21 protein-coding genes and 1 riboswitch are annotated in these 24,889 nt (G+C 46.7%); of the genes, 14 read left to right on the top strand and 7 right to left on the bottom strand.

Annotated elements, in window-relative coordinates; genetic code table 11:
• The first annotated feature begins 55 nt into the window (after nt 1–55).
• From BMW94_RS06805 to BMW94_RS06790, 4 genes are all read left to right on the top strand, one after another.
• On the top strand, nt 56–1,495 hold the full coding sequence (locus tag BMW94_RS06805; protein WP_090996125.1) for an MFS transporter: 1,440 nt from the start codon (nt 56–58) through the stop codon (nt 1,493–1,495).
• Nucleotides 1,496–1,812: 317 nt separating this feature from the next.
• A complete protein-coding gene (gene helD, locus BMW94_RS06800) occupies nt 1,813–4,242 on the top strand; it encodes an RNA polymerase recycling motor HelD (protein WP_090996123.1) in 2,430 nt (809 codons plus the stop codon).
• A gap of 285 nt (nt 4,243–4,527) precedes the next feature.
• Complete coding sequence (locus BMW94_RS30400; RefSeq protein WP_175480602.1) at nt 4,528–4,815, top strand: hypothetical protein; 288 nt, start codon at nt 4,528–4,530, stop codon at nt 4,813–4,815.
• Between the two features lie 392 nt (nt 4,816–5,207).
• Complete coding sequence (locus tag BMW94_RS06790; protein WP_090996120.1) at nt 5,208–6,560, top strand: amino acid permease; 1,353 nt, start codon at nt 5,208–5,210, stop codon at nt 6,558–6,560.
• 18 nt (nt 6,561–6,578) lie between these two features.
• Here BMW94_RS06790 and BMW94_RS06785 read toward each other — a convergent pair whose 3' ends face one another.
• The 6 genes from BMW94_RS06785 to BMW94_RS06760 all read right to left on the bottom strand — a co-directional run bounded on the left by BMW94_RS06785 (nt 6,579) and on the right by BMW94_RS06760 (nt 12,101).
• Nucleotides 6,579–7,340, bottom strand: coding sequence for a YqcI/YcgG family protein (locus tag BMW94_RS06785; protein WP_090996117.1), 762 nt, complete (start codon nt 7,338–7,340; stop codon nt 6,579–6,581).
• Nucleotides 7,341–7,423: 83 nt separating this feature from the next.
• Complete coding sequence (locus BMW94_RS06780; protein WP_090996115.1) at nt 7,424–8,050, bottom strand: LysE family transporter; 627 nt, start codon at nt 8,048–8,050, stop codon at nt 7,424–7,426.
• Nucleotides 8,051–8,162: 112 nt separating this feature from the next.
• Nucleotides 8,163–8,786 carry a DUF1989 domain-containing protein gene (locus tag BMW94_RS06775; RefSeq protein ID WP_244192882.1) on the bottom strand — a complete coding sequence of 208 codons (624 nt, stop codon included), beginning with the start codon at nt 8,784–8,786 and terminating at the stop codon, nt 8,163–8,165.
• 112 nt (nt 8,787–8,898) lie between these two features.
• Complete coding sequence (locus BMW94_RS06770) at nt 8,899–10,404, bottom strand: amidase (RefSeq protein ID WP_090996112.1); 1,506 nt, start codon at nt 10,402–10,404, stop codon at nt 8,899–8,901.
• Between the two features lie 136 nt (nt 10,405–10,540).
• A complete protein-coding gene (locus BMW94_RS06765) occupies nt 10,541–11,521 on the bottom strand; it encodes a DMT family transporter (RefSeq protein WP_090996109.1) in 981 nt (326 codons plus the stop codon).
• Nucleotides 11,522–11,665: 144 nt separating this feature from the next.
• A riboswitch (FMN riboswitch) is annotated at nt 11,666–11,817 on the bottom strand.
• Nucleotides 11,818–11,900: 83 nt separating this feature from the next.
• Nucleotides 11,901–12,101, bottom strand: a complete 201-nt coding sequence (locus BMW94_RS06760; protein WP_090996106.1) for a hypothetical protein — start codon at nt 12,099–12,101, stop codon at nt 11,901–11,903.
• A gap of 141 nt (nt 12,102–12,242) precedes the next feature.
• Between BMW94_RS06760 and BMW94_RS06755 the strand changes: the two genes are divergently transcribed.
• The 5 genes from BMW94_RS06755 to BMW94_RS06735 all read left to right on the top strand — a co-directional run bounded on the left by BMW94_RS06755 (nt 12,243) and on the right by BMW94_RS06735 (nt 18,607).
• On the top strand, nt 12,243–12,980 hold the full coding sequence (locus tag BMW94_RS06755) for a CGNR zinc finger domain-containing protein (RefSeq protein ID WP_090996103.1): 738 nt from the start codon (nt 12,243–12,245) through the stop codon (nt 12,978–12,980).
• Nucleotides 12,913–14,280 (top strand): amidohydrolase family protein, encoded by a 1,368-nt coding sequence (locus BMW94_RS06750; RefSeq protein ID WP_090996100.1) that lies wholly within the window; start codon nt 12,913–12,915, stop codon nt 14,278–14,280. Before BMW94_RS06755 ends, BMW94_RS06750 begins: the two co-directional genes overlap by 68 nt.
• A 614-nt stretch (nt 14,281–14,894) precedes the next feature.
• Nucleotides 14,895–16,262: a branched-chain amino acid transporter BcaP gene (locus tag BMW94_RS06745; protein ID WP_254790152.1), complete on the top strand. Its 1,368-nt coding sequence runs from the start codon at nt 14,895–14,897 to the stop codon at nt 16,260–16,262.
• Nucleotides 16,263–16,573: 311 nt separating this feature from the next.
• Entirely contained in the window at nt 16,574–17,647 is a 1,074-nt protein-coding gene (locus BMW94_RS06740) for a hypothetical protein (protein WP_090996095.1), read from the top strand.
• A 27-nt stretch (nt 17,648–17,674) separates the two neighbouring features.
• Nucleotides 17,675–18,607, top strand: coding sequence for a tyrosine-type recombinase/integrase (locus tag BMW94_RS06735; protein ID WP_090996092.1), 933 nt, complete (start codon nt 17,675–17,677; stop codon nt 18,605–18,607).
• A gap of 321 nt (nt 18,608–18,928) precedes the next feature.
• On the opposite strand, the gene BMW94_RS06730 is transcribed toward BMW94_RS06735, so the two are convergent.
• Nucleotides 18,929–19,858 (bottom strand): L-lactate dehydrogenase, encoded by a 930-nt coding sequence (locus BMW94_RS06730; RefSeq protein WP_090898036.1) that lies wholly within the window; start codon nt 19,856–19,858, stop codon nt 18,929–18,931.
• A gap of 314 nt (nt 19,859–20,172) precedes the next feature.
• Between BMW94_RS06730 and BMW94_RS06725 the strand changes: the two genes are divergently transcribed.
• The 5 genes from BMW94_RS06725 (at nt 20,173) to BMW94_RS06705 (ending at nt 24,844) form a co-directional block, all read left to right on the top strand.
• On the top strand, nt 20,173–21,450 hold the full coding sequence (locus BMW94_RS06725; RefSeq protein ID WP_090996089.1) for a VPS10 domain-containing protein: 1,278 nt from the start codon (nt 20,173–20,175) through the stop codon (nt 21,448–21,450).
• Nucleotides 21,451–21,585: 135 nt separating this feature from the next.
• Nucleotides 21,586–21,795: a hypothetical protein gene (locus BMW94_RS06720; RefSeq protein ID WP_090996086.1), complete on the top strand. Its 210-nt coding sequence runs from the start codon at nt 21,586–21,588 to the stop codon at nt 21,793–21,795.
• 358 nt (nt 21,796–22,153) lie between these two features.
• Entirely contained in the window at nt 22,154–23,302 is a 1,149-nt protein-coding gene (locus tag BMW94_RS31120) for a collagen-like domain-containing protein (protein WP_090996083.1), read from the top strand.
• 215 nt (nt 23,303–23,517) lie between these two features.
• On the top strand, nt 23,518–23,910 hold the full coding sequence (locus BMW94_RS06710; RefSeq protein WP_062319566.1) for a DUF2500 domain-containing protein: 393 nt from the start codon (nt 23,518–23,520) through the stop codon (nt 23,908–23,910).
• Between the two features lie 184 nt (nt 23,911–24,094).
• Nucleotides 24,095–24,844: an SDR family NAD(P)-dependent oxidoreductase gene (locus tag BMW94_RS06705; protein WP_090996080.1), complete on the top strand. Its 750-nt coding sequence runs from the start codon at nt 24,095–24,097 to the stop codon at nt 24,842–24,844.
• Nucleotides 24,845–24,889 lie beyond the last annotated feature (45 nt).

Below are 24,889 nucleotides of genomic sequence, written 5' to 3'. Positions count from 1 at the left end.
TAATAAATGCCAAATGTCTATTATGAGGCGTAACACATTATGAGAGGAGAATTTTATGAACTCGGCATCTTCTGTAAACACAACTGTAGGCTCAACATCGCTGCTACGACCCGGTGTCCCTACCTGGATTGCATCAACCGTCGCTTGCGTTTGCGCGTTTATGGTTGTCATGGACAGCTCTATCGTAAACGTTGCCTTATCATCGATGAGCGCTGACCTTGGTCTTTCGGCGACGGATCAACAATGGGTGGTGGACATTTATTTGCTAGTCCTCGGCGGCTTTATGCTGCTTGCTTCCCGAGCCAGCGATATCTATGGGAGAAAAGTTATTCTGCAAACCGCTTTGGTACTGTTTTCGAGTGCCAGTCTGCTTGGAGGTCTTGCCACAAACGGGGCCGTGCTGTTGACGGCACGTGCCATTCAAGGCTTCGGTGGCGCGGCACTGGCGACATCCACACTTGCGGTCATCGTTGCCGCCTATCCGAAGGGGGAGAAGCAAAAACGTGCTATTTCGCTGTGGGCAGCCTCTTCATCGTTGGCCTCTGCTTTTGGTGTCATCATAGGAGGGATGTTAACAAGCTTCGCCAGTTGGCGGTGGGTAATGTTCGTAAATGTGCCGATCGGCATTGCGCTTAGCATCATCATTGCTTTCAGTCTCCGGCAGAAGTCGAACGATAGGAAACCGGATAAACTCGACCTTCCCGGCGCGGCCGCCATTACGCTCTCTGTCGCTGCATTTATCTATGGCATCACACAGACGGTCGATCAAGGCTGGACATCACCGATTGTTCTTGAAGCACTTGGAGCATCGCTGGTCCTAATGGCTATATTCGTCTGGATAGAGCTACGTTCCAAGCAGCCCTTGATTCGTCTTCACATTTTCCTGCATCGCAACGTACCTTTAGGCATGATAATGGTTCTTGGACTTGGCGCAACCTTAACGGCCAATATGTACTTTCTCTCACTTACCTTGCAAAAGATTGAAGGTTATACTCCGTTTGAAACAGGTCTTGCTTTGTTGCCGATGGCCATTACTCTAGCTGTTGCCGCCATTCTTTCCCGTCGACTGGAAGATGCAGGCTTTCATAAGCTTCCATTCTTTGGTGGTATTCTGGCTGCAGCTGGATTCGTTTGGTTAAATGAACTGCCAATACATCCGAACTATGTTAATCAATTACTTCTTCCAAGCTTGCTCATTGGCGGTGGCTTAGGGCTGATGTTGATGACGGCTACTCATGCCGTGCTTGCAGGTATTCCATCGCAAGACTCCGGCATCGCCGCAGGACTGCAAAATACAGCCCGCCAGCTCGGAGGAGCGCTCGGAATTGCGGTACTTGTAACCGTGGCCCATATAGCGGCAGGGGGACAAACGAATGAAAGTGGTATAAGCGCAGCTTCCCAGCTGGCCGGATATCATGCAGCTTTCCTTGCATGCGGCGTAATTAGCGGACTATCAGCTTTTGCTTCATTATTTCTGCAGCGAAATAAGGACTAGTAATCTTCGTTAAATAATAGACAAAAAGGCAACTGATCAATGCGATCGGTTGCCTTTTTATTTCTAACTGGCAGGTGATGATGGAGTAAATAGGATGGAGGAACAAGCGACAAATTAAGACAAGGATATCAGCAATTCAAAAATAAACGAAAAAAAGAATTGAACGAAAAATAACGCTATGATATAATCGTTAGCGCCATTGACAAACAAAATCAAAGTATGTACTTTTTTATCCCTACTTTAATTTTACATCTGGAATTTTGATTTGTCAATGCTCTTTTTCATCCCAAAAATAGGAAAAGGAGTGGTTCGGAGAGATGCAAACAAAAGAGTGGCAGCTGGAACAGGAAAGGCTGGACTCTGTAAGGAACAAATTACAGGCCAGAATCACAGAATTGGAGCCTGAGGTTGCCGGGATGTGGGACCAGGCTACGGAAATTCGCAAGCGCTTTTGGGAAGAGGTGACGATCAACACTAGCACCCACGAAGATTTCGAAGAGACCTTCTACACCATTAACCAGCAGTCCGCGGTATTGGCCGAGCGGGAACGGGGTCACATGCGGTTGACGCAGCAATGGAATAACATGAAACGTTTGCTCCCGTCCCCTTATTTTGGCCGCATCGACTTTCAGGAGAAAGGTCTGGCCCACACCGATCAGATCTATATCGGCGTATCTTCTTTTGTGGACCAAGATGGATTGAGCTTTCTGATCTATGATTGGCGTACACCGATCGCGAGCATGTACTACGATTCTTCCCCCGGCATAGCGTCCTATGTGACGCCGATCGGAAGAATCGATGGCACAATGGAGCTCAAACGGCAATTTCAGATCCATAACGGACATATAAGCAATATGTTTGATGCAAACGAAACGATTGGAGACCAATTGCTGCAGCAAGTGCTCGGCAAAGGTGCGGATTCACAAATGAAAAGCATCGTGGCAACCATTCAGAAGGAACAAAACGCCATTATCCGTAATGACACAAGCCGAATGCTTATCGTACAAGGAGCAGCCGGTAGCGGTAAAACTTCCGCAGCCTTGCAGCGAGTGGCGTACTTATTGTACAAACACCGCCAGACGATCAGTGCTGATCAGATCGTCCTTTTTTCACCGAACCCGATGTTTGGCAGTTATATTTCCACTGTCCTTCCGGAGCTCGGTGAAGATAATATGCAGCAGACCACTTTTCAACAATTTCTCGACTATTGGCTCGGCTCTTCGTTGCGTCCGGAGGATGTCTTTGATCAGATTGAATATGTGCTGACCGCGCATGAAGCTCCAGGCTATGAGGCTCGGCTTCGGGGGATCGAATATAAAGCTTCCGAAGCTTTTCTGCAGGCCTTGCAGAACTATGGAAACTGGTTGGGACAGGAAGGCATGCGATTCAACAGCATTCGGTTTCGAAATCGTGATTTGATTACTGCGGAGCAAATGAGAGCCAAATTTTACGGTTATGATCGTTCCCTGCCCTTGTTAAATCGCGTTGTACTCTTGCAGGAATGGCTGCTGAAAGAGCTGGCTTCCCTGGAACGCATGGAACGTGAAGAATCGTGGGTACAGGAAGAATTGAATTATCTCGACAATGATCAGTATGCGGATATCTTCGAAGTGCTGCATAAAGATAAGGAAGTATTTGATATCGCGGAACAGTACGCCCAAATTCGTGAGAAAATAAGCAAGAAGCGTCGAGAAGATGAAGGTGACTTTGACTTTGCCCAGAAGGAGGAGGAACTGCTCGGCCGCAAGATCGTGAAAGAACGGTTTAGCCCACTAAGAAAAGGTATCAAGAAATTCTCGTTTGTTGATATCAAAGGCATATATGGCGATTTGTTTGTTGACGAAGCCGCTTATCGGCAGAAAACGAATGCTATGGTTATCCCCTCGCTATGGCCTGAGATATGCAGTCAAACCAAGGAAAGCCTGCTCCGGAACGAGTTGTTCCATGAGGATGCGACTCCCTACTTGTATGTAAAAGAATTAATTGAAGGTGTCCGGACCAACACGGAAATCAAGTATGTCTTCGTTGATGAAGGTCAGGATTATTCAACATTTCAATATGAATATCTCAAAAAGCTGTTTCCCCGAGCCCGTATGACCGTGCTCGGCGATTTTGGGCAAGCGATCTTCACACAGGCTACTAATTTGGCCGCAGCTGATTCACCACTGGTCCGTCTCTACGGTGAAGCCGAAACAAGTCTTTTCTCCCTGGTACGCAGTTATCGTTCTACGAAGGAGATCGTTGAATTTACAAGAGCGATGCTTCCAGACGGAGATGAAATTGTACCTTTTGAAAGAAAAGGCCTAAAGCCCCTGCTGACGAGAAGCAACGACAGGGAGAGGTTGGATGCACAAATGGTCGCAGATATCGCGTCACTAAGAGCCGAGGGCTTTGATTCCATCGCTATTATTACGAAGACCGCCGCCGAAAGCCACAAGGCCTATGAATCGTTACAGATTCAAGGAGGCGAAGTGTTGCAGCTCGTTACAAAGGAAACGTTCAACTTTGAAAAAGGTGTAATGGTCATTCCTGTGTACCTTGCCAAAGGTGTCGAGTTCGATGCAGTCTTGGTCTATGATGCTTCGTCTGGAGCTTATAGCCGCGACAATGAACGCAAACTCCTTTATACGGCTTGTACGCGAGCTATGCATCGCCTTCATCTGTACATGGCGGGCGATTGGTCGCCTTTCGTGCAGGCCTTGCCAGCAGATTTGTACGAGGAATCGGAGGCCTATAAAGCGGAGTAAACATGCCGGCATTCTCTGATCTAGCAGCGTATGCGAAATTCAGTCAATTAAAATAAGTAGCACTAGTCGCCTTTTGGGCGACTTTTTTTTGGATTTCTAAGTCATTATAGGGACGAACTTGTCACCGATGACCTTTGCATCATTTCCATATTGTTATACTCAGCATAAATTTTATTATATGGGTGGACTAAGATTACAGTTATTTATGGGTCGATGGTCAAGAAGTTGGAGCGCAGGATAGTCTCAACACTCCCCCATGTGTATAGCTTGCCGGAAGGGCTATCGGTGGGAAAACACAGCCTCACCATCCGGGTCGATAATACGGACTATCCGACGAAAGGCGGGCATCTTACATCCGTCGATACTCAAACCAACTGGAATGGAATTACCGGGAAGCTGGAGCTTCATTTTTACCACGATGTGCTGGATACAACCGAAATCATAACAGGGCTGCGAGATTTTGAAGCTAATGGAGATGCTTTTACTATCAACGGTCGGAAGACATTTCTTCGCAGAAAACATGATGGTCTAATCTTCCCGCTTACAGGTTATGCGAGGGTACAGAGCATTTGATCCACGCCATCTGTACACCCAGGGTTCAAACAATTTTCAGTTCACTCCGCTTATTCTAGAGGAAGAAGATTTTTACTGTGGCGTACGTTTTTCCAAAGATAGACTTTTTCGCGGCCTGTTTGGGCCCCTAAATTATGATAAATTGATTAGCCAGACGGAAGGGCGGCAATTACTTTATAGCCTTTCACAATATGTAAATAGTGAGGAATTCCAACCGGAAGCCAAGATAGAACTTGATGAGCTTCAACAGTTGTTAGGCAAGAAATAGAATTATTTAACGTAATTATTATTATGTAAACTAAATGAAATCAGTCTCATTTCTTTTTACCTTAATGACATAAAACCTCCATCATATGTAAACCGTAATGGGGTACGCATGAAGGAGGATACATATGAAAAGTCGTGTTGATCAAAAGCAAAAAGAAGAAGAGAAACTGAGCTGGATTAGTCTTTCTTTATTTGGAGCAGGATGTACGCTAGGAACCGGATTTTTCCTCGGAACAAGTCTGGCTATTCATTGGTCCGGTTTATCCGTGCTTGTACTTTTGGTGCTGGCTGCTGCGGGGACCTATTTTGTATTTGGAGCATTGGCTCAGATGACGGCAGAAGATCCGAAGGAAGGGGCTTTTCGAACTTATGCTGGTGAAGCGTTCGGCCCATGGGCCGGTTTCGGAAGCGGATGGATGTATTGGTCTTCCGAAATGCTGATTATGGGGAGTTCATTAACGGCACTCGGATTGTTCTCTCAATTTTGGTTTCCCAAGTTTCCATTATGGGTGTTTGTGGCGGTATACGCATGCATTGGATTGTTCATCGCCGCATTGGGAGCCAAAGGTTTAACTAAAACAGAAAATGTGCTCGCCGTAATCAAGCTAGCTGCAACGGTTGCTTTTATCACGATTGCAGCAGCGGCTTGTCTGGGCTGGTTAGATGTGAAGATTACGCCGCAGAAAATAACGAATGAATGGTTCCCTCACCAAATGAAAGGCGTGTGGACCGGGTTTATTTATGCCTTTTTTGCCTTTGCCGGGATTGAGGTCATGGGTTTAATGGCAGCCAAGCTGAAAGAACCTAAGGATGCAGTGAAATCAGGCAGAGTGATGTTGTTAACCGTTAGTACGCTGTATGTTGTGGCGATCGCCTTGATCCTGCTACTGGTCCCCGCTGCGAAGTTAACACCGGACGAGAGTCCTCTTGTCAAAGCGATGTCATCCATTGGATTTACGGTAGTGGTTCATATTCTCAATGGAATTTTGATTATCGCCGGGTTCTCCACAATGGTCGCTTCAATCTACGCAATTACATCCATGCTGGTTAAACTGGGTGAAGACGGAGATGCACCGAAGATGTTTACGAAGACTTGGGGAAAAAAGAACATGCCCCTCTATGCATTAGGATGCACGGCGGCCGGATTAATCCTTTCTACTCTCATGGCGTTATGGATGCCTAAGAGCCTATTCGAATATGTAACAACCGCAGGCAGCTTGGTATTAATGTATACCTGGCTTCTGATTTGCATCACGTACATCAAGAAAATGAAGCCAACAAGTTGGAATCGCATTAAAGTATGGATCGCCATAGTTCTTATCCTTGCAGCAGTAGCTGGGACGGCTATGGAAAAAGCCAGCAGAAGAGGTCTGCTGGCCAGTATAGGTCTTGTTGTATTGATTGCCTTAATTACTTACATTGTAAACAAAGTACGAAAACCGCGACCTTCACCATCGACTGAACCATCAAAGCCCTGAATGGGTGTCTCGTATCAGTTATTTCGTCAATTTGCTAATAGCCTGATTCATGCGCATGAACGGACACTTGGAAGGGGTCTGCTCATCATCGGGCAGAAAATATTGTTTCCATTCCAGATTATCCTGCTGTCCATACCACATGAGCGAAGGGTGAGCCGGAACAGCATCATAGGCTGCCAAGCGTTTGCGAATCAAGGTTTTCATTTTCCGGCCAAGAGGTGTGTTGTCATTAATCGATTCAAACACCCATCGTGGTTGAAAAGCAAACATAAGATAAGGAAAGTGCCTGCTGGCTCTAAGCTCGTGCGCAGGAGTGGCACAGAAACAAAAGTAAGGCTCCCCGCCAAAGCAAAATTCCCATGTGGCTTCATGCGGATCAGTCGAAATATGTTCAGGCCAGGAGGCAGTATCGAGTGAACTTACCCGGTTAAGCATCTCCCAGAACAAGGACTGATACTGCTCCACCGTTGTGTTGTTTCTCAAATCATCCGGTGTCTCGCAAATGACAACCAAAGAAGCGTAATGTCCCGTATCCCGAGAAACAGGACCATATTGACGAAGTAATTCCGCCATGTCTTCAGCAGAAGCTTGTGTACGAGGGTCCCTTGTGAATCCGTATCTCAGATGTCCTGAAAGAAAACCCATGCGTCCGGGTACACAAGGATACGTATTACCCTCATCTGCAATCATATTGGCAAATTTTGAATATGCGTCCTGCTGCCATTCGGGCAGACCATTGAATGATGCACTTATTTCATCGGCACTGTACAGCTCTGCCATGAATTCCCCAACTCCATTCCACATGATACCGTTAACGTATTAATGCGGAAGGCGTTGGGTGACTGTCCAGTGTAGTTTTTAAGTCAAAAAAAGATGGATCGTACTGCTTCAAGCCCGAAGTACAGGCCAAAACCGATCAGGCAAATGCCTGAGATGATGGAAATCCAGCGCAAAACGGTTTCGTTGCTGCGTTTATGAAATCGACTAGCCATGCCAGCCATGATGACATCCCAGACAAGGATTCCTATGAAAATACCAGAACTGTATAGTAGCAGATGAGCGGTGTCGGTATGCTTCACGGTTGTAGCAAGGATAGAGCCGTAAATGCCGAGCCAGAATAAAATATTCAGGGGATTGGACAAGGCCATGAGAAAACCAGATACAAAGGATTTTCCAACCCTTGCTTCTGCTGTAGAAGAGGTCTGAATGCCGTCTTTTAACTTGGACAGTGTTTCCACACCGGTATACACCAGAATAAAGCTGCCAAAAGACCAAAGAAACGAGCGCATGAACGGCGTGTCCAGAAAATGGGCAACTCCAAAATAGATCAGAAGCATGTACACCAAATCGGCAAACATAGCTCCAAGTCCCAGAATCCAGGCATGCATAAATCCGTGGCGGGCTCCGCGATCCAACTGAGCGGCATTAATCGGACCAATTGGAGCTGATAGTGAGATTCCCAGAATAATATAACTAAACAGTACAGACATATACGCGTTCACTCCTTAACGGGTTCGACGAATTGTACCGGTAAGTCACACACATATGGGTACAAGTCATCGTATTCCCGTCTGGAGCAAATTAGAACAAGCCGTGTATCACTTAATCTGCTATCGGCTCTACATCCAGCTGGATGGCTGTGCAGTGATATCCGTTGCATGAGCTTTCTTCACATGGGCAGGCGGATAAACCGATAACCAGATCGGTCAATGCCTCCATCTCCACATAATCACCGGCGCGCGAATCTGGAGCTACGACATCAATCTTGCCCAGATCATCTACAACCGATTTCATAAACAGATTAAATGGATAATGCTGATCCGGTGGCAAAATCCCGAACGGTTCAAGAGCCTGATTTAGGTTATGATAACAGCTGGCATGATCTTTTTTGCCATATAATACTTCATACATCTCCGGACGACAGGCGGAGTTGAAGAAATCATGAACACCAACCGTGTCACGAACGATCTTAAGCAATGGTTGATATTGATTGGAATACACGGATTGTCCTGGTTTGATCCGGTAGGAGCGCAAAACGTCCATCGTTACACCTGGATCTAGTCGATTATTGGCATTTTGAGCATCATATGCAACAAAATCAACGACCTGCTGCCCCTCCAAATCGGTCACCCGAATTAATGAACCTTTATTTACCTTAACGGCATAACCCGTTTTGGCCGGGATACGAACAGACTGCTTATGGCGTTCCGTTGTATTCATATTCATTCGTCACATTCCTCCGCTGTTTTTGCTTTCAGTATGCGGAGCTGACATGGCTTTCATGCACTTTGGCAAACATAAGGCTCACATTGAAAATGATATAGGTTGTATTCAGTTTTTATACTGGAAACAGTGGATTACCCTTCATGCCGACCCATAGTTCGGATGTTTCCAGCTGACCGGCCAGATGAAGCAACCAGTCTTCACGGCCTTTCGTTGCCATAATCTGTACACCCATCGGCAGGCCTTCAGGAGTCAGATGCACAGGAACACTCATGGCTGGTTGACCCGTCAGATTCGCGAGCTGAGTGAACGGAGTGTAGGTTAGGCTTGGTTCAAACATCTCATAAATCAACTGCTGCTGCTGGATCTTGTCCAAATGGCTAATACGCATCAGATGTTGAATCTGTTCATCATGAGGCGTCAATTCGCCGATTTTGGGTGCTGGAAAAGCATTGACAGGTGTGACATAAAAATCATAACGTTCAAACAATGTGGACATCTGAGCTGCGGCAACATCCCATTCGGCCAAACTATGTACGAACTCGGCAGCGGATACTTTTTTGCCGGCTTCAGCCAGAACCCAGGACTCGATCTCCATATCATCAGAGGTTAAAGCTCTACCCATAGAACGTTCCATGGAAGAGATCATCGCCGCCATTTCGCCGCTGTTCATCATGTAATAGTTCTCCATCAGTTTGACACCATTAACCGGACTCAGCTTTTCTTCAACCTCATGACCTTGTTCTTCCAGCCAACGAACCATCTTATAAACGGCTTCTTTGGCTTCATCACTCACAGGTGTACCTACAGGTGAAGCTGTCGTGTATGCAACCTTCAATTTGCGTTGATGAGGATAGTGCATATCAGCCAAGTAGCTGCCTGGAAAGAGGGGGGCATGAAACGCAGCTTCGGGTTGAATCACTTGCAGTGTATCCAGCAAAGCAGCACTGTCGCGAACGGAACGGGACAAGGCAAAATCAATCGATGCACCCTGCCACTGACGGCCAACGCCCGGTCCAACAGGTGTCCGCCCACGTGTAGGTTTGAGTCCGAACAGGCCGCTGAATGAAGCAGGGATTCGGATGGAACCGCCACCGTCACTGGCTCCCGCAAGGGGTACAATACCCGAGGCTACTGCGGCAGCGGCACCTCCACTTGAACCGCCTGGCGAGTGATTAATATTCCATGGATTTCGACTTGGACCGTGAAGACGGGGCTCGGTAATATTTTTCAGGCCAAATTCCGGCGTATTGGTATGTCCAATGATAATGAAGCCTGCATCAAGCAGACGGGAAACGAAATTGGAATTCCGCTGTGCACGATGCTCACGGAGAAGACGAGAACCCGAGGTGAGAATTTCACCTTCCAGGGCTTGAGAGATATCTTTTAATAACAAGGGCACGCCGGCAAAGGGCTGCTCTCCAGGGCGAACCCTACTCGCTTCCTGACGGGCGCGTGTTTCATATGTACGAATGACTGCATTAAGCTGTGGATTCACTTCTTCCAGGCGTGCATACGCCGCTTCCAGCAATTCCACAGGGGATATCTCCCGTGCGCGAACCAATTCAGCCAAACCTATGCCATCGTAGGATGTATATGAAAATGATGAAGATGAAGACATGATGATCGTTCCTCTCTGAATTGACTTGATCTACTATTCCATATGTCATCGTACCACCGGAATAGTGAAAAGACAAAAGGCACTGTACATCTCAAAGGATGCACAGTGCCTTAATTGATTTGCGTTTATATAATAATCAATCCGTACGAAGCTTTGGTGCGCCGTCAGCCAGAGTCGCTGAGCGCTCTTGCTGTTTGGAGATGGCGAAAAGGGCAATCCAGATGAGGATGAAGCCCACCAGTTGCTCCCAGGTAATTAATGTACGGAATGCAATCCAGTTTACCAGTACACCGGCCATCGGGAAGCTTAGCTCTGCAAGTGTTGCAACTGAGGCCTTGGTGGAAGAGAGGCCTTTGTAATATAACAGAAGACTCAGTAAGCCTGGCAGTAAGGCCTGACCCAGAATATTAAGTGCCACAGCCGCCTGTTCGCCTGTAGCGGAAGGCAATGTCCAGTCAGCACCTTCGTTCCACGTCATAAAGATCAGCAGTGGCAAGGCTACGACAAAGCGCAGGGAGGTAACCGTTTCATAACGGGTTTGCCCCAGCATCAGACGACCCATAACCGTTGAACCGCCCCACAAGGCAGCTGCACCCAGTGATAACAGGCTGCCTGCATGAACCCAATTGTCCCAGTTGCCAAGGGGAAGGGTAAATCCGAACGTAAGCAGGTATGTTCCTGCAAGGGCAATGATAAACAGTCCACCGAAGCGGCGAGGCAATGTTTCTTTCAATAAAAATTTAGCCAGAACAATCGCAAATAGTGGCTGCATCTTTTGCAATAACAAAACAGTGTTGGGATCGTTATGCGTAAGCGCCAGGGTGAACAATACCGTGGCGAGAGCAGATCCTCCCCAGGAGATAAAAATCACGGCAATCCAGTGGCGTGCACGCAGGTTTTTCAGATCAGCCCTGAACTTCCATAACACGGGAATCGCTACAAGGCTGACAATAATATGTTCCACCAGTACAATCTGAGTGGAGGTCATCGTTTTAAGCAAAATAATGCGGAACAGCGGATCTACACCCCAGAGGGCGGCGCCGAGTACGACGAGCCAGAATCCGGTATTGCTTCGTTCCTTGCGGTAAACCGTTGATGCAGGTTGTGTCTTTTCCATATTCAGGACTCCTTCGTCAGAACACGGAATCTTCAGTTGGCAAAATCGACAAAAGCCCCCGTTTTGGTATACACCAAATAAACGGGGGCTCAATCATTGACATGTCGTACGAAAATAAGCCATTCGTTAACGGCATGTTAATGTGTTGATCTTCTCTCATCCGGACTGTACCGTCGGCCTTGGAGTCACACCAAGTCAGTCGCTGAATCCCTACATCGGGTCAAACAGCGAGTCGCGGGCTGGTTCCGAAGAACATCACCGCCGGTTGGGAATTGCACCCTACCCCGAAGATCCTATTCAATTATATTGTGTATTGAACAAGCTGTAACATTAATAAGTCCATCTTATTCCTGTAAGCGCTAGCAGTTCAAGTGTTTTTTTAGAATATGATATTCCAGCTTCCCTGTTGTCTGCGTAGTAATACAATCTGTCCTGCATGATACGCATCGTGGAGCAGCCAGCGGGCAAGGGCATGTGCCCATTTTTCATCCGTATTCATGTAAGAGGCTTCAAGATCAGATCCTTCTAATGAAGCGAGCTGATCACGAAGCTGTCCGGCTAATTGCGTTGTATTTTGCACAAGTACACTCCAGCCAGCGGTATCGGAAGGGTCGCCAGGATCTCCAAAGGTGGATTCATTGTTTTCTGAAGGTGTTCGGAGGGTGTTTTGCCCTGAATGCGACACAACAAACGATGATTATACAATATAGCGGAGGTACGTATGGATAGACTATGGACTGATTTTGTGAACAGTGATTACCACGACTGGCGTGGTAGGGATCGTTCAGAGGACAAGCTTGGCAAAACCGAATGGCAGCAAGGATTTATCAAACAATGGCAACTGAATGCATCTGTACCTGCTTCTCCGGAAGAGGAGGGAGCCTTGAGAAGCTTTCGAAATGAATTGCAGGCTCTTGCAACTCGTTTATCTGAAGGAAATCCATTATCGAGCAAAGATCAGGAATGGCTTAACGCCAAGATGGAGGAAGGTCAAGTCATAAGAAGACTGAATGCTGGAGATGAGGGACTGAAACTTTCACTTATTCCTGTAGGAACTCAATGGCAGCAGGTCATGGCAGAGGTCGCAGCCGATTTTGCCATCACAGTAGTTGAAGGGGATGGGAGGAGGATACGTATCTGTGACAATGCGGATTGTCGCTGGATTTTCTATGACGATACGCGCAGTAGAACCCAGAAATATTGTGATGACAACAGGAAAATACTCCAAAGAAAATATGCAAATCCAGAAATTGCATGTTTCCAACAACTGCTATATAATATATATGTACTTAAAATAATTCAGTTAGTAGTTCAGTCAATTCAGTCAGAGATCAACACTCGGGATTCAAGCGTATATTTAACAAAAAAAACGATGATTGGAGATGTGTCTTATGGGGACAAGTTATCTACTGAAAAATGGTTGTGTATTATCTATGGATTCGTCGGTGGGTCAGTATAAACGGGCGGACGTTCTCATTGAGGATTCTCTTATTACTGCTATTCAGCCTGATCTGAGTTGCACGGAAGCGGAAGTGATAGATGCATCGGACATGATCATACTCCCTGGACTTGTAGATACGCACCGGCATGTGTGGGAGTCGCTTGTAAAGACAGCGGGAACCAACTGGTCACTGCCGGTCTATCTGCAAAATCTCTACTATGGAGCGATGGGAAGTAAACTCCGGCCACAAGATAGCTATATCGCCAATTTGCTAGGTTCATTGGAAGCGCTTAACGCAGGAGTAACCACGGTACTTGACTGGAGTATGCCGTATTCACCAGAGCACACGGATGAACTGATTCGCGGACTTCAGGATGCGGGTATTCGGTCGGTTTTTGCTTATGGTGTACCGGGTGAGACGCCCTACTGGAACAGAGAGAGCCAGCTGACGTATTCGAATGATGTGAGAAGAATCAAGGAACAGTATTTTTCTTCACGGGATCAGTTACTTACGTTCGGCCTTGCTATTCGTGGTCCGGAGTTCAGCCATTGGGATACCACAGTGAAGGAAATTCAGCTTGCCCAAGAGCTGGATGCGATATGTTCAATGCATGTTGGCTTTGGAAGCTGGGGATCTGTAGATCGTTCGATAAGCAAAATGTATGAGGCTGGTTTACTGAGCCCAAGTCTGAACGTCGTACACGGAAATACAATGGATACGGATGAGTATAAAATGCTGGCTGATAGCGGCGCCTCACTGTCCGTCACACCGGAAGTAGAGATGATGATGGGGCACGGGTATCCGGCAACAGGGTACTTTCTTGAACATGGAGGAACTCCAACGCTCGGAGTGGATGTTGTAACATCAACAGGTGGGGATATGTTCTCCCAGATGAAATTTGCACTTCAGGCCGAGCGTTCCAGAGGCAATGAACAACTTTTGCTACAGGGTGAAATGCCTGGGGAGCTTAATCTGCAATCCAGTCAAGTACTGAGATTTGCAACTTCTGCTGGGGCGAAGGCTCTGGGATTGGAGCGGAAGATTGGCACACTTACGCCAGGTAAAGAAGCCGATCTGATTATGATCCGAACCACCGACCTTAACTTGTTCCCGGTGCATGATCCGGTTGGAGCCGTCGTTCAATTTGCCAATCCGTCCAACGTGGATACCGTGTTTGTAGCAGGTCGGCCAGTGAAGCGTGAAGGCAAGCTGCTGCATGTCGATCTGAACGAGGTCCGTCGGAAGGCTTTGGACAGCAAGGAATATCTGCTATCTCAATATCGGATGTCGGATGCAGAGCGAATTGTATTTTCATAAGTTAGATGATCCATATGAGTGAAAGAGTGATTCTCTTCCGGAATGTAGAGCGGATGCTCTCATCTGGCTTATAGATCTAATAGCGTTACAAGTGATGGGCCGCATAGGAATATGCGGCTCTTTGGCGTACCTGTTTATCGTTTAACATGACAGGGGAGCAAGCGATAAACCGCAAAAAGAGGCGAAAAGGCACTGCATTTCCGTGGTTGCATGTAACAACGAGTTTATGATGTTTTGTTAAAGAAAAAAGCGGTTAAAAAACTGCGCATAATATAAATTATACGCAGTTTTCTTTTAAATCGATTTTCATATTCTCCCCTGTCCAACAGATCATGATAAATTGCGTCTAGAACGCACAAAATATACCTTCATCCGAAAAATAAATTTAACAAAGCAACGCGACAAAGTGTAGAAATCGATAGATTTTTGTAGTTGATCGGTAAGATAGAACAAACGACTTTTTCATAGAACAGATGAAGTAAATAAAAAAATGTAAAGTAATTAGACACATTCATCATTTTCAATACGAGAGGAAACTGTGTATGAATCAAAACCAGAATCGATCTTCCCTGTTTAGAAAAAAGCCGATTGCTACCGGAGATAACGAAAGCAACATGTTGAAGAGGGTTCTGGGTCCGCTTGATCTGATGACTCTCGGGGTAGGTGCGATCATCGGTACGGGTATCTTTGTATTAACAGGAGTTGCTGCTGCAACATATGCAGGTCCTGGTTTGGTACTGTCATTTCTGCTGGCAGGTATTATCTGCGCCTTCGCTGCATTATGTTACTCGGAGTTTGCATCCAGTGTGCCTGCTTCAGGAAGTGCGTATACGTATAGCTATACCGCTTTTGGCGAAGTCATTGCCTGGATTCTCGGGTGGGATCTTATTCTGGAGTATGGATTTGCGAGTGCGGCTGTTGCCAGCGGCTGGTCTGGATATTTTCAAACGTTATTGTCCGGATTCGGGTTGCAAATCCCCCATGCGCTCACCAGTGCATTTAGTCCCGAAAAAGGAACCTATTTTGATGTCACCGCAGCGGTGATTACGTTAATCATTACATTCCTACTCACCCGAGGGGTGAAAGAGGCTGCTCGTGCCAACGGAATCATGGTAGCGATTAAAATTATCGTGGTGCTGATCTTTATCGGTGTGGGTGTGTTCTATGTGCAGCCGGATAATTGGCAGCCGTTCCTTCCGTTTGGTATTTCAGGAGTAACCGCAGGGGCGGCAACGGTATTTTTTGCTTACATTGGGTTCGATGCGGTCTCTACGGCTGCGGAAGAGGTGAAACGTCCTCAACGGGACTTGCCAATCGGTATTATTGCATCCCTTGCAATCTGTACGGTGCTTTATATCGTTGTATCATTAATCCTGACAGGGATTGTGCCTTATCACATGCTGAATGTGAGTGATCCGGTTGCCTTTGCCTTTGAATTTGTGCAGTTGAAAGGATTGTCCTGGATTGTTTCGCTTGGAGCGATTACGGGAATTACCACGGTATTGCTTGTTATGATGTATGGTCAGACACGTTTGCTTTATTCCATGTCACGGGACGGACTGTTGTCTCCGGTTTTCTCCAAAGTCAGTGGCAAAAGCCAAACACCTGCTACGGGGACTTGGGTTGCTGGGATCATCGTCGCTTTATTCTCGGGATTCATCTCACTTGGTCATCTGGCGGAGTTGACGAACATCGGAACACTGTTTGCTTTCGCGGTTGTGAGTCTGGGGATTATCGTATTGCGGAAAAACAACCCGGAACTGAAAAGGGGATTCCGCGTGCCTTTCGTTCCACTGATTCCTATTCTAAGTGCTGTTGGCTGTATGTATCTCATGACACGTCTTGCAGCTCTGACCTGGATTACGTTCTTCGGTTGGTTGATTATTGGTTTAGTCATCTACTTTGCCTACGGTCGTCATCACAGTCATTTGAATCCGGCACGGCGTAGATCGGACACGTTCAAAACAACAAAGGGGAAATAGCTGTCATTCCTGATTCCTATATTTTAGAGATCTTGAAAGGTTGGTAAATTAAGTTGTCACACTGAAACTATACGTTAATAGAGTCAACTGCATTGTCTCATACTGCATCGCCAAAGCGGCGCGGTATGGGGTTTTTTTTTTGTGAGCTGTTCGTGTAATGCGAAAAAAAGCAGACATGGATAAGGATATATTTGGGTATCTAATAAGTAATACATCTATCCTTGTGAGTGGAACCGGGGTTGCGGTCAGGGCAAATATGACATATATTTGGGGGTGTGACATGCCATCAGACATAGGAGAGGGGATGTATCATGAACACACCAATACATACCAATCAACATCACCAAAATTCGAATTTCGGTTTTGCATTGGCTGACTCATCTGTACTTGCCGAGGCGAAGCTAATCATTTCACATTCAGAGGATACATACGAATTTCAATTGGATATTGATCCGCAGCGCCGTTTGAAGGATGGACGCAAAGTATCGGTAGTTGCACAGCATATGGATGCACCGCTGGATCGGCAAGATGCCATTATCATATATGGGGAGGAGCTGGGATTTGTACAATATGCAGTTACCCTGCGACCAGACAGCACATGCTCACTCACTCCCATTGAAGGAATAGATCATCCAATCGTATTGAATTTGGGAGTCTTTGCAGAAGGGGAGTACGAGCTGCGAATTTCACTGCACGTCAAAACACCCCGCATCGCAGAGGGACCACTGGAGCCCGAGCAGCATGCCATGGTGAAATATGCTCAGGTGGTCACTGTAGCGATATGTCTGTTTCCAGCCGAAGTTGTACAGATGAACGAAGTACCCGAGACGGTGTGGACACGGGATAATCATGTGTTTGACTCCTACGGCAGTGGTGGCTTTATTCTCGCAGATCTGCCTCGTATGGCGAAACGTGTAGAAGATCTAATCGGTTCTGGAAGCCATAATCTGATTGAACAATTCAGTCAGGGTGACCTTTCGGACACCTTGCTTGAGGAAGGCCTCATGGCGATTGCCTGGGGAGTAACACCATGGTGTTATTCGATATATTCAGCTCCGGATGAACATTCGAGCACTATACTTTCGGTAGACAAACTGGGTGATGAACCTCAGATTACGGGAATATACCGTGTGCATCCTGAAAGTAAACGATTAAGTATCGTACCGGTGAATGAATTGGCTTATTGGCCATCATGTACTGAGAAAGCATGGCCTGTAATCGATGTTGCGGGTGAAGGGGAGACGTTGCGTATGGACTTGTATGTTCAAATCTGTGAATCAGTGAATGGACTGCACGAAAATCCACTGCCTTCATTTGTACTCACCCGCAGTGAGGGACAGCCCGAGGCGATCATCCCACTCATCGACGTTGTAATTATAGACTAATAAATAGAAGTGTGGTGACGAACACAGATGATGACTGAAGAAATTCAGGAGCAATACGCCGATGAGCTTGAAGCTTTTCACATATGGATGAAAGATGCGGGCTACACGGGACATACGGTAAAATCATACACAGGTGACGTTGCTGAATTTCTCGTCTCTATTCATGGAAAGTCACTGGAGCAGGTCAAAAAACTTCATGTGTTATCCTTCTTGTCTCGAGCTCGGGAACGAGGGGTAAGTGACTCGACACGGAATCGGAAACACGCAGCGGTGAACTGTTTTTATAAGTCATTAATTGAGCTTGAATTGGTGACCAATAACCCGGCTTTTGGAATCAAGAAATCCAAAACCGAGCAAAATCGGGCCCCCGTCTTCCTTGACGAAAGCGGCTTGGAACGATTTTTACAATCGGTCGAGGGCAAATATCGTACACGAAACCTGGCTATTTTTCTACTCATGGGATACATGGGATTGCGGGTCGGAGAGGTGCATGCCTTGAACTGCAAAGACTATAATGCGGAACGGCGCACGCTGGACGTATTCGGTAAGGGCCGCAAATGGCGTACACTGCCTGTGCCTGAGACGGTTGCTGAACTGTTATCCCAGGCTCTTCAGGAGCGGCTGGAGCCATGGCGAGCGAAAGAAGAGGCACTATTTGTCTCGCAAAAGGGGAAACGATTGTCGATTCGCAGTATTCAGCTTATATCGACCGAAACCTTTGAACGCTTTCAGCAGGAATCAACCTTCAATCAGCGTGTGAACTACTCCAGTCATAAGCTGCGTCACTCCTTTGCGACCATGATGCTTAGACGTGGAGCAGATCTGCGAACGGTTCAGGAGCTGCTGGGTCACTCCTCCATTCAAACCACTACGGTGTACACCCACGTAACCAGCAGAGAGAAAGAAGAAGCGATGGCCTTGCTGGATGTTAAGCTTCCGGCGTTTGTGGCTGATATGTAAAAGATAAGCTTTGTTTATATAATAGAAGAAAGTAATGATAGAGAAGCCTGTCCACGTGACAGGTTTTTTGTAATTAGATGTAGAAATATATTAATACATTTAATGGAAGTATAAGTAGTAATCAGAAATTGACAAATAACTTCGTATTTGATTTACGGAACAATTATTATGTAAACTTATTTTGGTATCAATATTTCCATTAAGACCAAAGGACCACTCGCATCTTCGCAATGAAGATACAGATGGTCCTTTAGTTACACAACCTCAAAGCTATGCACTCATTATAAAATCACGTGATTAGTCAAATGCCTTGATTCAGATTTACTCCAGTCCGGCAATTTGTTCCTTCAATTTGTTGGCAGAGGCTTGGAAAGCGACTTTCTCCGTCTCATTCAAAGGAAGTGGCAAAATCTCGCGCACACCGTTGCGATCAACTACACATGGAACACCCAGATATACATCGGATACGCCATTGTAATCTTCCAGCAATGTGGAAACGTTCAGTACGGAGCCTTCATTGCCCAGAATGGCAGCCACAATACGGTCCAAAGCGAGCGCAATTGCATAGGAAGTGGCACCTTTGGCATTAATAATCTCATAAGCTGCATTTTTGGTCCGGTCGAAGATATCCTGCTGAGTTTCTTCATCCAGCTCCAGATTCGTTCCTGCAACGTTGGCGAGACTCCATACGGGTACTTCAGAATCGCCATGCTCCCCAATAATATGAGCGTGAATGCTGCGTGGATCGATTCCTTTGTTTTTACCAATGAGGTAACGGAAACGTGCACTGTCCAGTAACGTACCAGAACCAATCACGCGAGAAGCGGGCCAACCGCTTTGTTTCCAGGAGGTATAGGACAAAATATCTACAGGATTCGTTGCAATCAAAAGAATACCATGGGAATTAACCTCAGTAATACGTTCAATGATCTCTTTGAAAATGCTTGCATTTTTCTTCAGAAGATCAATGCGAGTCTCTCCTGGTTTTTGGGAAGCGCCCGCAGTAATAATAATGATGTCTGCGTCTTTGCAGTCGGAGTAATCGCCTGCCCATACTTTAACGCCTCCGGTAAATGGGAGACCGTGGTTCATATCCAGCATTTCGCCGGTAGCCTTATCATGATTCACATCCACAAATACCAACTCGGACGAACGCTGTCTTAACATCAGCGTGTATCCCGTTGTTGTTCCTACCGCACCCATGCCTACAATAACGACACGACTTGGTTTGAGTGCTGCACTGTTTACCATTTTCATATCCTCTCCTTTTTGGGGTATACTTCCATCCATATTAAGGGATAAGTGGGCGAAAAGCGAGCCATGTCTATAAACTTTTTCACATATCATGTCTATTTGCGCAAGATATCGTCGAAAACCTTTGGTTTGTGTTCAGTAGAAGAAACAGATGCAGCAAAACCATCGCTGCCTGCTTCCAGAGAGTGGAGATGAACCTTTTCGACATCGTTTGTGGTAGAATAGGAGAAGTGGATTCAGATGAATCGTAAAAACAACAAGAATGGACAGGCATGCGCGCCTGCTTATTGGATGAGAGAGGTGGAAACCACTTGCGTTCGCAATGGATTAAAATCGCGCAGACAGCACTGCTGTCTATCGGTATAGCTGCTCTGCTGGCGGCTTGCACCGATTCGGGAGAGACCCCGGTGGCAGAACCGCCGCAGGAGCAAGAAGATAACGGGAATATGGGCCAGACATTAACTGTTGTTCCTCCCGCAAACAGTACACAAGCTGCGGATACAGCCAAATATCAAATTCAGACCCGTTTAACCGATTTCCAGTTGCTTAATGGTAATGGCGGATTAGCATGGGGAGTTACGCGTAACGCCCTGCGTCTGTATTATACTCAGGATCAGGGAAGTACCTGGACCAACATCTCACCTTCGGAAAATGTACAGTTTCCGGCTAATCCGCAATATGGACAAAGCATTTATTTTGTAGATAGTACACATGGATGGATTGTTCGTGAAGGAATGGGCGGAACAGATACGATGGTGCTGCGCACGAACAACGGAGGAGCGAGCTGGAGCCTGTCCTCTTTGTCGAAGACGGATAAGGTGACGGCCATTACATTTGTTTCTCCTGAAAAAGGCTGGATATTGACAACAGTGGATACTTCCATTGGCAAGCAAGACAAGAAACTGTATCTTACGGAAGATGGCGGTATTACCTGGGATCAGATGTCTTCGAGTGACGAGGACGGCAAACCAGCATCTGCGGAGATTCCTACACGGGGGTATACCACTGGTATGACTTTCTCTGACTCGGATCACGGGTTCTTGACCGCTCTAGAGTTTGGTACGCCGAAATTGTACGTTACAGCGGACGGTGGCCAGCATTGGAAGGCGGGACCGTCGTTCTTTGACCGAAACAAATTTAATGGATGTGGTAATTTTAACATCAGCACGCCACAGTTTTTTGGACGGGAAGCTCAAACGGCCTGGATGTCGATCTCCTGTTCTCAGGGAGAAAGCACCAAATTCAACGGGTTTTTCACAATCAATGGCGGGGAGAGCTGGCAGTTATCAACGTTCAGTTTAAGTAAACAAACCGGAATCAATCGCGGTCTGACTCCTACATTTCTAAATCCCTTGGAAGGCTGGGTCATGCAGAAAGGCAAGACTTATTACACGAAAGATGCCGGCAAGACTTGGAAAGCACTTCCTACAAGTGAAGTATTGGAAAACATTCTTAAAGAGTACCCTGAGATCGTCAAGCTCCAAATGGTTTCTTCGAAACTAGGCTGGATTTTGGTCGAAAATACGGATGCCAAAAGATCCCTGTTGCTGCAAACCGTAGACGGCGGTGTTCGTTGGAAAGTACTATAATTGCGTTAGCATAAAACGTCTTTAGAGGAGGAACCTGCGGGTTTCTTTTCATTTTAATCACTTTGTGAATTAAATCACAATAAATCCCTTCAAATGATGTTATATTGAATTCAAGAAGAGATGGGAGTGATGAACATGAGAACGAATGAACAAGCTCAATTCACGCAGGCGGACGAGTTAACCAGATATATGCTCCAATTATGCTACACATGTGATGATGCCAACCGTTGTACCACCGAGGAAGAAGTTAAAGCCTGCATGGCGAAATACGCACAGGCAGATGAACAGGAGCAGACGAATGGTGGAGAAGTAACCCGAGGGTTCATGGATCTGATGTACGCTTAGACTCATAGGAAGAATATTAAGTGTTCTGAATATGACAGTCCGATTGTTAGGAAACATCTCCAAGCGGGGATGTTTCTTTTTTGTGCGGATTGACTCTTGGTTATGGAATCAAAATCACAAAAGAAATCTATAAGAGAAAGATACATAATTGGTCAAAACATAATAAATCAAAACTATATACTATCACGATCAGAGCCTTTTTTTTAATTTTAATCATTATAATCGGGCTAATCTACGATGTTAATAGCCTCTTTTTCCTAAATATAGGTTGTAGTTTAGTTGAATATGGTTTTTCGTCCATACACTAAACTAACCCCATACGTACGTTAAACTATGTCTATAGGGAGGTGTCCACACGATGAGCAGTTCAGAAGAGAAGAAGCGATCTAGGAGAAAAAAGGTAACGGTATATCCCTGCAAATCCAAAAGAAAAAATTGCAAAGTGAAGGTGACTAAAAAATTAGTTCAGGTAAAATGTCCGCCGCCTAAAGTGAATATTATTACGCCTACGGTTACGGGTCCAACTGGACCACAAGGTACTCAGGGCGCACAGGGAATTCAAGGCCCGCAAGGGGTGCAAGGACCACCCGGAGCTCAGGGTCCAGCCGGAGGCCCTCCAGGTCCACAAGGACCTCAAGGTCAACCTGGCCCAGCGGGAGCCATGGGTCCACAGGGGCTGGCTGGGCCAGCTGGACCGATGGGCGTGCAGGGTATTCCTGGGGAACAAGGACTTGTAGGTCCACAAGGACCGCAGGGTGTGCCGGGCCCAGCTGGCGCTATTGGACCGCAAGGCTTTCCCGGTGCGACTGGGGCCACGGGCGCAGCTGGTGCTGCAGGTTCAGCAGGAGCCACCGGAGCTACGGGAGCTACGGGTGCTGCAGGAGTGGCAGGTCCAGTGGGGCCTACCGGAGTGACAGGTGCAGCTGGTGTAGCAGGTCCAGCCGGAGCCACGGGAGCCACGGGTATTGCAGGAGTGGCAGGCTCAACGGGTGCCACTGGGGTGACGGGTGCAACAGGTGTTGTTGGTCCAACAGGCGTCACCGGAGTAACGGGAGTTACTGGAGCTACAGGTGCAGCCGGAGGCGTTCTGGGATTTGCTGATTTCTTTGCGCTGATGCCTCCTGATAATCCGGCAACAGTTGCTCCAGGCGCAGATGTCAATTTTCCGGAAGATGGCCCTACGAGTGGAACGACAATTACTCGAACCGGACCTAGCTCATTTAATCTAGCAGCAATAGGCTCTTATCTTGTATTGTTTCAAGGAAGTATGAACGAGGCTGGGCAACTTATCTTGACACTCAATGGCGCTGATCTCGCCTATACCGTAATCGGTCGGGCAACAGGTACAACGCAAATTCCTGGGATGGCAATCGTGCAAACAACAGTCATTAACTCCATATTGACTGTGCGAAATCCAGCTGGAGAATCAACGGCACTAACCATGACTCCTCTTGCAGGCGGAACAAGACCTGTATCGGCACATATAGTTATTACTCAATTAGCATAGAGAGGGGATAGGGTACCTCAAACTGGGATAACGCTCATTCATCAAAGCGCTATCCTAGTTGGTGCCGAGGATTTCAATAGGAAGAGGAGTTTTGATATGTTAATACATATTGGATTTGAATCCGAATAACAAGTTCCCTGTTAACGTGCATATATATTACAGAAGACGGGTCAAGACTCCGGCTGTCCTAGGTTTGATGAACGGAGGGGAGAGACATGGGCATTGAATCATCCTGGATGTTTGATTTTTTTGGAACCGTCTTTCCGGTAGTATTTGTCCTGATTATAGGTATTGTTCTTCTGTCGGTAGGGAAAGAAGTATGGAGATGGGGACGCAATAACTCGGAGCCCCTGCTTACCGTACCTTCACGTATTACCAGCAGGAGAATGCAGATGAGTCAGTCGCACTCCGAACCAGGAAGTACAGCCCGTACGCTTTATTACATCACTTTTGAAGTGGAAAGCGGGGATCGGCTCGAATTCAAAGTGAATGGTGATGAGTACGGTTTGTGCGCCGAGGGAGATGAAGGTCGACTCTCTTTCAAGGGAACGCGTTACGTAGGCTTTGAACGCTACAATCGTTTGTATTCAGAGCGTGTACGCGGATAAACCGGCTGGCTTGCGCCGTAGTGGCGTAAGCTTTTTTTAAATTCTTTTACGGACAAGCGTTTCTTAATGGGGTTAACGTGTTTTTATATAAGAAGAGACTTTATTCAATTTATGGTCCATGTTGGGTGAGCTGTATGTAGACTTATATGATGAAAGGATCATCTCAATAGAGGAGGACATGATGATGTCATTTACAGATCAAGTCGTGGTTGTGACGGGAGCAGCCCAAGGAATCGGTCGAAGTGTAGCTGAGGCCTATGCGGTTGCAGGGGCTAAAGTCGTACTTGCTGACTATCAGGAAGCGGAAGGGGCTGCTGCGGCAGCTTCGATTCGCAATGAAGGCGGAGAAGCGATTTTTGTCCAGTGTGATGTACGTCAAGAGAAGGATATAACAAACCTCATTCAAACGACAATGGATGAATTCAAACAGATTGATGTGCTCGTAAACAATGCAGGTGTCTCCAGATGGAAGTCTCCCTATGAGCTAACGCTGGAAGAGTGGGACGATATACTCAATACCAATGTGCGAAGTTGCTTTCTCGCAAGCCGGGAAGCGGCCAAACATATGAAACACAACGAAAATGGTGGAGCGATTGTAAACATGGCCTCAACACGTGCGTTGATGTCAGAACCGGAAACAGAGGCCTATGCTGCATCCAAGGGTGCGATCGTAGCGTTAACACATGCGATGGCCGTCTCCTTGGGTAAGGACCGAATTCGGGTCAATTGTATCAGTCCGGGATGGATTGAGACAGGAAATGTGGAGAAATTGAAGCCAGAGGACCATGAACAACACCCGGCAGGACGTGTGGGCGTTCCTTCGGATATCTCCCGCGCTTGTTTATATTTGTCCGATCCGAGCAATACCTTTGTCACAGGGACCAACCTGATTATTGACGGGGGCATGACCCGAAAAATGATATATGAGGACTAGTACCGGGATTTCTCCGGATGTTTGTAAACTTTTGAAAACATAGCA

Source organism: Paenibacillus sp. OK003, assembly GCF_900109515.1.
Classification (GTDB): domain Bacteria; phylum Bacillota; class Bacilli; order Paenibacillales; family Paenibacillaceae; genus Paenibacillus; species Paenibacillus marchantiae.
Note: the sequence above shows the minus strand (reverse complement) of the source record. Positions and strands in the feature narration are given on the sequence as shown.

Bases quoted from the DNA above. Each gene is read 5' to 3' on its own strand.
- BMW94_RS06780 (WP_090996115.1), bottom strand. From the start codon at position 8,050: ATGTCTGTACTGTTTAGTTATATTATTCTGGGAATCTCACTATCAGCT.
- helD (WP_090996123.1), top strand. From the start codon at position 1,813: ATGCAAACAAAAGAGTGGCAGCTGGAACAGGAAAGGCTGGACTCTGTA.
- BMW94_RS06745 (WP_254790152.1), top strand. From the start codon at position 14,895: ATGTTGAAGAGGGTTCTGGGTCCGCTTGATCTGATGACTCTCGGGGTA.
- BMW94_RS06735 (WP_090996092.1), top strand. From the start codon at position 17,675: ATGATGACTGAAGAAATTCAGGAGCAATACGCCGATGAGCTTGAAGCT.
- BMW94_RS06790 (WP_090996120.1), top strand. From the start codon at position 5,208: ATGAAAAGTCGTGTTGATCAAAAGCAAAAAGAAGAAGAGAAACTGAGC.
- BMW94_RS06755 (WP_090996103.1), top strand. From the start codon at position 12,243: ATGGATAGACTATGGACTGATTTTGTGAACAGTGATTACCACGACTGG.
- BMW94_RS06740 (WP_090996095.1), top strand. From the start codon at position 16,574: ATGAACACACCAATACATACCAATCAACATCACCAAAATTCGAATTTC.
- BMW94_RS06805 (WP_090996125.1), top strand. From the start codon at position 56: ATGAACTCGGCATCTTCTGTAAACACAACTGTAGGCTCAACATCGCTG.
- BMW94_RS06750 (WP_090996100.1), top strand. From the start codon at position 12,913: ATGGGGACAAGTTATCTACTGAAAAATGGTTGTGTATTATCTATGGAT.
- BMW94_RS31120 (WP_090996083.1), top strand. From the start codon at position 22,154: ATGAGCAGTTCAGAAGAGAAGAAGCGATCTAGGAGAAAAAAGGTAACG.
- BMW94_RS06785 (WP_090996117.1), bottom strand. From the start codon at position 7,340: ATGGCAGAGCTGTACAGTGCCGATGAAATAAGTGCATCATTCAATGGT.
- BMW94_RS06775 (WP_244192882.1), bottom strand. From the start codon at position 8,786: ATGAATATGAATACAACGGAACGCCATAAGCAGTCTGTTCGTATCCCG.
- BMW94_RS06710 (WP_062319566.1), top strand. From the start codon at position 23,518: ATGGGCATTGAATCATCCTGGATGTTTGATTTTTTTGGAACCGTCTTT.
- BMW94_RS06720 (WP_090996086.1), top strand. From the start codon at position 21,586: ATGAGAACGAATGAACAAGCTCAATTCACGCAGGCGGACGAGTTAACC.
- BMW94_RS06730 (WP_090898036.1), bottom strand. From the start codon at position 19,858: ATGGTAAACAGTGCAGCACTCAAACCAAGTCGTGTCGTTATTGTAGGC.
- BMW94_RS06765 (WP_090996109.1), bottom strand. From the start codon at position 11,521: ATGGAAAAGACACAACCTGCATCAACGGTTTACCGCAAGGAACGAAGC.
- BMW94_RS06770 (WP_090996112.1), bottom strand. From the start codon at position 10,404: ATGTCTTCATCTTCATCATTTTCATATACATCCTACGATGGCATAGGT.
- BMW94_RS06705 (WP_090996080.1), top strand. From the start codon at position 24,095: ATGTCATTTACAGATCAAGTCGTGGTTGTGACGGGAGCAGCCCAAGGA.